Below are 9,317 nucleotides of genomic sequence, written 5' to 3'. Positions count from 1 at the left end.
GAAGCGGGCAACCGGATTCACCGCACGGGACATGGCGCAGATCGCGGTGTTCGCGGCCCTGATCGCCGCCCTCGGCCTGCCCGGTGCGATCACCGTCGGGTTCAGCGGGGTGCCGATCACGCTGCAGACGCTCGGGGTGATCCTCACCGGTGCGATCCTCGGCGCCCGCAAGGGCACGGCCGCGGTGGCGGTGTTCATCGCGCTGACCATGATCGGGCTGCCCCTGCTCTCCGGCGGCCGCACCGGCCTCACCGCGCTGGCGTCGCCGACGGCCGGCTATCTGATCGGCTGGATCCCGGCGACGCTGGTCATCGGGCTGCTCACCGCGATGATCCTGCCGAAGTATCCGATCGTGCTCGGCCTGCTGATCAACGCCCTCGGCGGCATCGTGATCATCTATCTGTTCGGCACCGCCGGCCTGCTCGTGCGCACCGATCTCAGCCCGTGGGCGGCGGTGTCGACCAACTTCGCCTTCGTGCCCGGCGATCTGGCCAAGGTCGTGATCGCCACGGTCGTCGCGAAGGGCGTGCATCGCGCCTATCCCGGGCTGATCCGTGCCTGATCGCCGACCGTCGTGAGCGAGATCGTCGTCGAGGCGGTGGGTCACCGCTTCGGTGATCGGACCGTGCTGCGCGATATCGATCTGCGGATCACCGAACGCCGGGTCGGATTCATCGGCGCCAACGGGTCGGGCAAATCGACGCTGGCCCGCATGCTCAACGGACTGCTGAAGCCGACCACCGGCACGGTGAGCGTCGACGGGCTCGACGTCGCCCGCAAGGGTGCGCAGGTGCGACGCAAGGTCGGCTTCGTCTTCACCGACCCCGACACCCAGATCGTGATGCCGACGGTCGCCGAAGACCTCGCGTTCTCGCTGCGCCGCAGCGGTCTGAGCAAGGCCGAGATCGCGGCCCGCGTGCAGCGCATGCTCGACCGCTTCGGCCTCGCCGCGCACACCGACCATCCGGCGCACCTGCTCTCCGGCGGGCAGAAACAGTTGCTGGCCATCGGTTCCGCGCTGATCCGCGAGCCCGAGGTGATCGTCGCCGACGAACCGACCACGCTGCTCGATCTGCGCAACGCGCGGCGGGTATCGCAGGCGCTGAACTCCCTGGACCAGCAGGTGATCGTGGTAACCCACCAGCTGGGATTACTCGACGGATTCGATCGAGTCGTGGTGCTGGACAACGGTTGCGTGGTCTTCGACGGCCCCCCGGCGGCGGCGATCGACGCGTATCGGCAACTGATCGAATGATCGGCCTGTATTGCCCCGGCGACTCGCTGCTGCACCGGCTGCCCGCCGGAGTGAAGCTGGCGCTGTTGCTGGTCTCGATCCTGGCGATGACGGTATTCGTCCGTGGCCCGCTCGGCGTGCTGGTCGCCGTGGCGGCAGTAGTCGGCCTGTTCGCGCTCGCCCGTGTCTCCTGGCGGGTGGCCTTCGCCCAGGTGCGCCCGGTGCTGTGGATGACCGCGATCATCGGGGTGTTCCAGTTGCTCACCACCTCACCGCAGCGAGCCGTGGTGGTGTGTGGGGTGTTGCTCGTGTCGGTGGCCCTCGCGGCACTGGTCACGGTGACCACGCGGGTCACCGCGATGCTCGACGCGCTGACTCGCGCACTGGGCCCGCTGCGTCGCGTCGGCGTGAACCCGGAGAAGGTGAGTCTGCTTCTCGCGCTGGCGATTCGGTGCGTTCCGTTGCTGGCGCAGATCGTCCACGACGTCGGCGAGGCGCGGCGGGCGCGCGGAGTGTCGTGGTCGGCGACCGCGCTGGTCACACCGGTGCTGGTGCGGGCACTGCGGACCGCCGACGCGATGGGCGAGGCGCTGGCCGCACGCGGCGTCGACGACGACTGAGTTCGGGTAAGGCGGACGTGCGCTTGCCATTACTAGACGACCGGTCGTATAGTTCCTCGCATGGCACGACCACGGCGCAGCGACGACACGAGGGCGCTTCTCATCGAGGAGGGCGCGGCCGACCTGCTGTCCAACGGCTATCACGGCACCGGCATCAAGCAGGTGCTCGACAAGGTCGGGGTGCCGAAAGGCTCGTTCTACAACTACTTCGACAGCAAAGAGACATTCGCCCGAGCGGTGATCGAGCACCATTCACTGTGCATCCAACGCAATCTCGCCGATGCCTTCGGCGCTGCCGCCGACCCCCTCGGTGGCGTGCGCGTCTTCTTCGCGCGGCAGACCGCCGAGTTCGTGCGCACCGACTTCACCGGCGGGTGCCTGCTCGCGAACCTCGCGGCCGAGCTCGAGGGCAGTGAGGTGCTGCGGGAAGAACTGTCGAGTGCCTGGATCGCCTGGCGCGACAGTGTCGCGGCCGCATTGCGTGCCGCACAGGCCGACGGCTCGGTGCGTGGCGATATCGACGCGGTCGACCTCGCCGACCTACTCCTCGAATCGTGGGAGGGCGCCGTGATCCGGATGAAGCTGCAGCGCACCGTGGAGCCGCTGCACAAGTGCCTGAAACGTCTGCTGGACGACTACTTCCGGCCCTGATCGGGGTCGGGCGGACCGGCTGGTTGCCGCTTGTCTATTCCAAGACGACCGGTCGTATCGAATGAAAGGGAAGACACCATGTCCACCATCAAGACGGCCATCGTGACCGGATCCTCCAGCGGAATCGGGCGCGACGTCGCCCGCGCCTTCGTCCAGCGCGGTGACAATGTCGTGCTCAACGGGCGTGATGCCGCGAAGCTCGCGGCGGTGGCCGAGGAGTTGGGCGCGCCCGAGCGCACGGCGGTCGTCGTCGGCGACATCGGCTCGCCCGCGACGGGCTCGGCCCTGGTCGCGGCCGCGGTCGAACGATTCGGTGGGGTGGATGTGCTGGTCAACAACGCGGGCACATTCGCCGCGAAGCCGTTCACCGAGGTCACCGCCGACGAGCTGACCGGCTACCTCGACGGCAACCTGAAAGGCACCTACTTCACCACGCAGGCGGTGGTCCGACGGCTGCGTGAGCAGGGTTCGGGCGGCAACATCGTCAATATCGGCACGGTGCTCGTCACGCACGCGATCGCCGATGTCCCCGCCTCCGCGCCCTTGGCCAGCAAGGGCGCGATCCACGCGTTGACCACGAGTTTGGCGGCCGAACTGGCTGCCGACCGCATTCGCGTCAATGCCGTCGCTCCCGGCTTCGTGCGCACGCCGCTGCTGGCCGCCGCCAACGAGACTGTGTTCGGTGGGTACGCCCTCCTGGACCGTCTCGGTGACGTCACCGAAACCACTGCGGCCGTCCTGTACCTCGCCGACGCCGAGTTCGTTACCGGCCACATCCTGCCCGTCGACGGCGGCTTCATTTCCGGCCGAGCGGCCTGAGTCGGCGAAAACATCTCCCGCGCAACGGATTCGGGTACGCAGCGCCCCGAACTCCGGTCATCCTGTGAGAGCTGCACCCATCGAAAGGACACGCTCATGCCGTACGTGAATATCAAGGTCACCGATGAAGGGGTTACCACCGAGCAGAAGGCGCAGCTCATCAAGGGCGTCACCGATCTGCTCGTCGATGTGCTCGGGAAGGATCCGAACCAGACCTTCGTGGTGATCGACGAAGTGCCGCTGACGGATTGGGGTGTGGGCGGACTGAATGTCGCCGAGTACCGGGCCGAGCGCGCGGCCCAGGGCTGAGTTGATCGGTGAGCCGGGATCTCGCGCCCGGCTCACCGACTCAGGCGGGTCCGTCGAGGGGCACCGAGGCGTCGAGTGCGAACCAGCCCATGGAGATTCGCTTGCTCCGCGTCGAGAAGTAGCTCGGGCCCAGCCACAGATCCGGTTCGATCTCGCGCAGTTCGTCGTAGATCCGCCGCGCCGGTCGCCGGGAGCCGACGCGGGGATCGTCGTAGTCGAAAAGCACCGCCGCGCGCCCGTCGATCACGGAATCGCCCACCGTGGCGACGAAATTCAATGCCCGCATGCCGCCGAGAAGGCGAAAGACATTGTGGCCGACGGCCACCTCGTTCACGTGACGAAACGACTTGGCTACCCAGAAGTACGACGGTCGAGCCATCGCCGGCCCCAGCAGTCGCTCGCCCGATCCGGGGAACGAGCGCATCGTCACGTCACCGTCGAGCCGGGCGAAGTCGGCCGCCGTCACATCGGGTGCCGCGGCGAACAACCTGCGGAATTCGGTGAGTCCCGCCGCGGACAACGCGTCGAGGCGGGGTCGGTGATCGGAGGGGTAGCGGACCGGCATCAGACCGTTCGCGGACAACGGTGTCGGCTTCATGGGCGGACTCGATTCTGTCGAAACTCGGTCCTCGCATGGTGCCAAGTGGCGGCGCGCGCCGGTGCCGGTTTCGCCGGACCCACGACAGCGGGCCGGGACGCAGCACGCGTCCCGGCCCGCTGTCGGTGCGGATTCTTACCGGTCGCGCAACGCGTACGGCTCGATCGCGCCGCGCTCCAGTGCCCGCGCGTCGATGGTCTCGGCGCGGTAGGGGAGCAGGGCGAGGCGGTCGCGCATGCCGCGGACCGGGTCGTCGATCTTCTCGTTCAGGCCGAACAGGAAGGTCCACTCGTGCTCGTCGCTGCCGTAGGGGACCACGGTGGCGAACTGCTCGTGGAAACGACCCCACGAACGTTTCAGCGTCTCGTTGCGCCACATCGTCGCGCAACCGGCCTGGGCCGACAGCACGCCGCCGGGGGCGAGCAAGGCCTTACATCGGGACAGGAACTCCGACTCGTAGAGGCGGTTGTGCTGGGCGTCCTCGACGCGCTCGTCGGGCAGATCGATGACGATCACATCGTAGCGGGTACCGGCAGCCTGCGCGTTCGCCAGGAAATCCCAGCCGTCGGCGTAGTGCACGTGGACAGGACCCTCGTGCTTCACCGCGGCGGTGAGCTCGGCGGTGGTGTAGCCGTAGGGCAGGTGCTCGGCGCACAGCTCCACTTCGCGCTGATCGATATCGACGTGGTCGACCAGGGTCGCCCCGGCCGCCACCGACATCTGCGAGGCCACACCCTCACCGGAACCGATGATCAGCACCCGATCGAGCTTCTCCGCCAGCACGAACGCCGGGACCATCATGGCCTCGTGGTAGGTGACCTGGGAGAACTCGGTGGACTGACGATCGTCGTCGGAGAACAGGGAGATCCCCTGATCGGTGCGCGCGATCACCATGTGCTGGAACGGGGTGTTCGTATCCACGATCACCTCGTGCAGATCCCAGATCCGGGTCAGGCCGTCGCCCACCGGTTCGTAGATCTTCTCGGCGCCGTGGCCACGCTGGACCGTCTGCATCCGAACTGTGGTGGGGGACAACTTGTCTCGGAGCAGTTCGACGGCTTTCGTCGCGCCCGCACCGATGCTGCCGCAGGTGAAGACGTCGACGAAGATGTCGCCGGACTCCGGATAAGTGTGAATCGAGGCGTGAGACTCCGACAACAGCGCGAGGACGGTCACCCCCTGCGGATCGAACTTTTTATGTACGACTTCGCAGATGGTGACGCCCGCCGCGATCAGAGACTCACGCAACGCCGATTCGAGTCGTTCGAGATCGTCACACAGGGCTGTGTCGACGCCACCGAACTCGGCCAGCACGTGCCAACCGGTGAATTCCGCCGTCATGGGCAAACTCACTCTCGCTCAGCGCCCGAGACATGAACGGTCAAGGGCGGAAAACCATTGAAGGACACCGACGAATAACTCGCGGTATAGGCGCCGGTGTGCAGGATCTGAATCCGGTCACCGGCTCGCAACGTGGTCGGCAGAAGGACCTTCGTGCGTTGATACAGTACATCGTCGCCGTCGCAGGTCGGACCCGCGACCACCGCCTCGTCGACCGGATCGCCGTCGCGATCGGTGACGAACCGGTAAGCGATGTACTCGTTCTCGGTCTCGGCCATACCGTTGTATCGGCCGATGTCGAGATACACCCAGCGCCGACCGTCCGGCGCGAAACGCACGCCGACGACCTCGGCGTGTACGGTGCCCGCGTTACCCACCAGCGCACGGCCGGGTTCCACGATCAGGCCGGTGGCCGCGGGCAGGAACTCGGCGGCGGCACCGGTGATGGCGGCCGCGATCGCGTCGAGTGCGGGGGCCTCGTCGGCGTAGGAGATCGGCAGACCGCCACCCACATTGACCGCCGAGACATGAATGTCCTTGTCCGCCAAGGCGGTGACGATCTCACCGGCTTGCTCGACACCGATCCGCCAGGCGGCGGGGTCGAGCTGCTGGGAGCCGACGTGGAAATAGGGACCGCCGACCGTCAGGCCCAGATCGCGGGCGCGCACCAGCAGCCGCAGGGCTTCGGCGGGCGAGCACCCGAACTTGGTGCCGAACGGGGTCCGCGATTCGGGCGCCGAGGACAGGAATCGGCACTCGACCTCCGAGCCCGGCGCGTGCTCGGCGATGCGGTCGAGGTCGTCTTCGGTGTCGAAGGCGTAGCGGCGCACGCCGAGGGCGAAGGCGCGCGCGATATGGGCGCTCTTCTTGATCGGGTTGCCGTAGCAGAGCCGCTCGGGCGCGACGCCGAGGTCGAGGCACTGGTCGATCTCGCCGATGCTGGCGACATCGAATTCGGCGCCCTCGTCGTCGAGCAGCGTGATCAGTTCGGCCACCGGGGCCGCTTTGACCGCGTATCGGATCCGGGTGCCTGCGGAGACGGCGGCATCGAGGGTTCGATAGTTGGCACGTACCCGCTCGGGGTCGATGACAAGGTACGGGGATTCGGGCACGGTGAACTTTCTCCTCGGCGGCCGGGAGAGACTATCAGCGGCGCCTACCCAACAACGAATCCGTCAAACATTCGTCATATTCGTCATAGTCGGTCGGTATTACTCAGCCTGCCGCGACTGTGACCTCGTCGAACACGACCTCGCCCGCGGCGTCGGACTCCTCGAGATCCACGATCGCCGTCAGCGCCCAGCCGTGGTCGCCCGCGGGGTCGTCGAGCACCTGGCGAACGTGCCAGAAACCGGGCCGCTGCTCCACCTGGAACAGCTGGGGGCCGCGTGCGTCGGGACCGGTGCCGATCGTGGCGTACTCGTCGAAATAGGGGGCGAAGTCGTCGGCCCAGTCAGGTCCGGTGCCGAGCTGGTCGAGTTCGTACCAGCGGCGTCGCGAGGCCAGCTCCACGCGGCGGAACATCGCGTTGCGGACCATGATCCGGAAGGCGCGTTCGTTGGCGGTGATCGGGCGCACCGTTTCGGCGCCGAACGCGACCTGCTGGGCGTCGTTCTCCGCGCCCGGGTTGGTGAGCTGTTCCCACTCGTCGAGCAGGCTCGAATCGACCTGACGGATCAGTTCGCCGAGCCATTCGGTGAGATCGTCGAGATCCTCGGTGCGCGCGGCGTCGGGCACGGTTCGACGCAGGGCGCGGTAGGCGTCGGCGAGGTAGCGCAGCACCACGCCTTCGGAGCGGGTCAGTTCGTAGTGCGAGATCAGTTCGGCGAAGGTCATCGCGCGTTCGATCATGTCGCGCACCACCGACTTCGGGGACGGCGCGAATTCCGAGACCCAGGGGTGCCCGGCCCGGTAGGTCTCGAACATCGGATCGATCAGCTCGGCCAGCGGCTTGGGCCAGGTGACTTCCTCCAGGAGCTCCATCCGCTCCTCGTATTCGATACCGTCGGCCTTCATCTCGTTGACGGCGACACCCCGGGCCTTGTGCTGCTGGGCCATCAGCAGCTGGCGCGGGTCCTCGAGGGTGGCCTCGATCAGGGAGACGACATCGAGCGTGTAGGTGGGACTCTCGCGATCGAGGAGGTCGAACGCGGCCAGCGCGAACGGCGACAGTGGTTGGTCGAGCGCGAAATCGCGTTGCAGGTCGACGGTGAGCCGCGCCATCCGGCCCTTCGCGTCGGGTTCGGAAAGTTGTTGCACCACACCGGCATCGCGCAGCGAACGGTAGAGCCGCAGGGCTCGCAGGATGTGCTTGCGCTGTGCCGCGCGCGGCTCGTGGTTGTCCTCGAGCAGGTGACGCATCGCGGCGAAGCAGTTGCCAGGGCGGGCGATCACGTTGAGCAGCATCGAGTTGGTCACCGCGAAGCGTGACACCATCGGCTCGGGCGGGGCGGCGATGAGACGGTCGAAGGTCTCCTCGCTCCACGAGACGAAACCCTCGGGCGGTTTGCGGCGCACCACCTTTCGCTGCTTCTTCGGGTCGTCGCCCGCCTTGGCGATGAGGCGGGTGTTCTCCACCTCGTGCTCGGGAGCCTGCACCACCACGGTGCCCATGGTGTCGTAGCCCGCGCGCCCGGCGCGTCCGGCGATCTGGTGGAACTCGCGGGCTTTGAGCCTGCGGGTGCGCACGCCGTCGTATTTGGTGAGGCCGGTGAGCAACACCGTGCGGATCGGGACGTTGATGCCGACGCCGAGGGTGTCGGTGCCGCACACCACTTTCAGCAGGCCGTCCTGGGCGAGCTTCTCCACCAAGCGGCGATATTTGGGCAGCATGCCCGCGTGGTGCACGCCGATGCCGTGGCGGATCAGCCGCGACAGGGTCTTGCCGAAGCCCGAGGCGAACCGGAACTCGCCGATGGCGGCGGCGATCGCGTCCTTCTCGGCGCGGGAGGCGAAGTTCACGCTCGTCAGCGCCTGCGCGCGTTCGAGGGCGGCGGCCTGGGTGAAGTGCACGACGTAGACCGGCGCCTGGTGGGTGGTCACCAGCTCTTCGAGGGTTTCGGTGATGGGCGTGCGCACGTACGAGAACGTCAGGGGGACAGGACGTTCGGTGCCCGCGACCACCGTGGTCGAGCGGCCGGTACGCGTTTCGAGATCGGTGGCGAAGAAGTCCACCTCGCCCAACGTCGCCGACATCAGCAGGAATTGGGCGCGGGGGAGTTCGATGATCGGCACCTGCCACGCCCAGCCACGGTCGGGGTCGGCGTAGAAGTGGAACTCGTCCATCACGATCTGGCCGACCTCGGCCGCCGCGCCCTCGCGTAGCGCGAGGTTCGCCAGGATCTCCGCGGTGGCGCAGATGATCGGGGCGTCGGCGTTGACCGCGGCGTCGCCGGTCACCATGCCGACGTTCTCCGCGCCGAATACCTCACACAGCGCGAAGAACTTTTCGCTGACCAGTGCCTTGATCGGCGCGGTGTAGTAGCTGCGCTGCCCGTTGGCCATGGCGAACAGGTGCGCGCCGACCGCCACCAGCGACTTTCCGGAGCCGGTCGGCGTCGACAGGATGACATTGGACCCCGAAGCCAACTCCATCAGCGCCTCGTCCTGCGCTGGATACAGGGGTGTGCCCTGCTCGGCGGCCCACGCCGAGAACGACTCGTAGAGAGCGTCGGCGTCGGTCCCGGGAATTTCGAGTAGGTCGGTCAGATCCACTCCGACAACCCTAGTCTGCGCGGCGGGCGAA

At 67.3% G+C, this 9,317-nt stretch carries 10 protein-coding genes; 6 read left to right on the top strand and 4 right to left on the bottom strand.

What is annotated here, in order from left to right; translation table 11 throughout:
* Positions 1-31: 31 nt before the first annotated feature.
* The 6 genes from QX204_RS21660 (at position 32) to QX204_RS21635 (ending at position 3,633) form a co-directional block, all read left to right on the top strand.
* Positions 32-562 carry a biotin transporter BioY gene (locus tag QX204_RS21660; RefSeq protein WP_056815568.1) on the top strand — a complete coding sequence of 177 codons (531 nt, stop codon included), beginning with the start codon at positions 32-34 and terminating at the stop codon, positions 560-562.
* A gap of 12 nt (positions 563-574) precedes the next feature.
* Positions 575-1,255, top strand: a complete 681-nt coding sequence (locus tag QX204_RS21655) for an energy-coupling factor ABC transporter ATP-binding protein (protein WP_301901864.1) — start codon at positions 575-577, stop codon at positions 1,253-1,255.
* Entirely contained in the window at positions 1,252-1,854 is a 603-nt protein-coding gene (locus QX204_RS21650) for an energy-coupling factor transporter transmembrane component T family protein (protein WP_301901863.1), read from the top strand. Before QX204_RS21655 ends, QX204_RS21650 begins: the two co-directional genes overlap by 4 nt.
* Positions 1,855-1,914: 60 nt before the next feature.
* A complete protein-coding gene (locus tag QX204_RS21645) occupies positions 1,915-2,505 on the top strand; it encodes a TetR/AcrR family transcriptional regulator (RefSeq protein ID WP_301901861.1) in 591 nt (196 codons plus the stop codon).
* A 78-nt stretch (positions 2,506-2,583) separates the two neighbouring features.
* On the top strand, positions 2,584-3,324 hold the full coding sequence (locus QX204_RS21640) for an SDR family NAD(P)-dependent oxidoreductase (protein ID WP_301901860.1): 741 nt from the start codon (positions 2,584-2,586) through the stop codon (positions 3,322-3,324).
* A gap of 96 nt (positions 3,325-3,420) precedes the next feature.
* Positions 3,421-3,633, top strand: coding sequence for a tautomerase family protein (locus QX204_RS21635; RefSeq protein ID WP_301901859.1), 213 nt, complete (start codon positions 3,421-3,423; stop codon positions 3,631-3,633).
* A 40-nt stretch (positions 3,634-3,673) separates the two neighbouring features.
* Here QX204_RS21635 and QX204_RS21630 read toward each other — a convergent pair whose 3' ends face one another.
* From QX204_RS21630 to QX204_RS21615, 4 genes are all read right to left on the bottom strand, one after another.
* Positions 3,674-4,231 carry a hypothetical protein gene (locus QX204_RS21630; protein ID WP_301901858.1) on the bottom strand — a complete coding sequence of 186 codons (558 nt, stop codon included), beginning with the start codon at positions 4,229-4,231 and terminating at the stop codon, positions 3,674-3,676.
* Between the two features lie 135 nt (positions 4,232-4,366).
* Complete coding sequence (speD, locus tag QX204_RS21625) at positions 4,367-5,572, bottom strand: adenosylmethionine decarboxylase (protein WP_056811305.1); 1,206 nt, start codon at positions 5,570-5,572, stop codon at positions 4,367-4,369.
* A gap of 8 nt (positions 5,573-5,580) precedes the next feature.
* Positions 5,581-6,684: a type III PLP-dependent enzyme gene (locus QX204_RS21620; RefSeq protein WP_301901857.1), complete on the bottom strand. Its 1,104-nt coding sequence runs from the start codon at positions 6,682-6,684 to the stop codon at positions 5,581-5,583.
* Between the two features lie 103 nt (positions 6,685-6,787).
* Complete coding sequence (locus QX204_RS21615; protein ID WP_301901856.1) at positions 6,788-9,286, bottom strand: DEAD/DEAH box helicase; 2,499 nt, start codon at positions 9,284-9,286, stop codon at positions 6,788-6,790.
* Positions 9,287-9,317 lie beyond the last annotated feature (31 nt).

The organism is Nocardia sp. PE-7 (genome assembly GCF_030486425.1).
Taxonomy (GTDB): Bacteria; Actinomycetota; Actinomycetes; order Mycobacteriales; family Mycobacteriaceae; genus Nocardia; species Nocardia salmonicida_A.
This window is presented reverse-complemented; position numbering and strand designations above follow the sequence as displayed.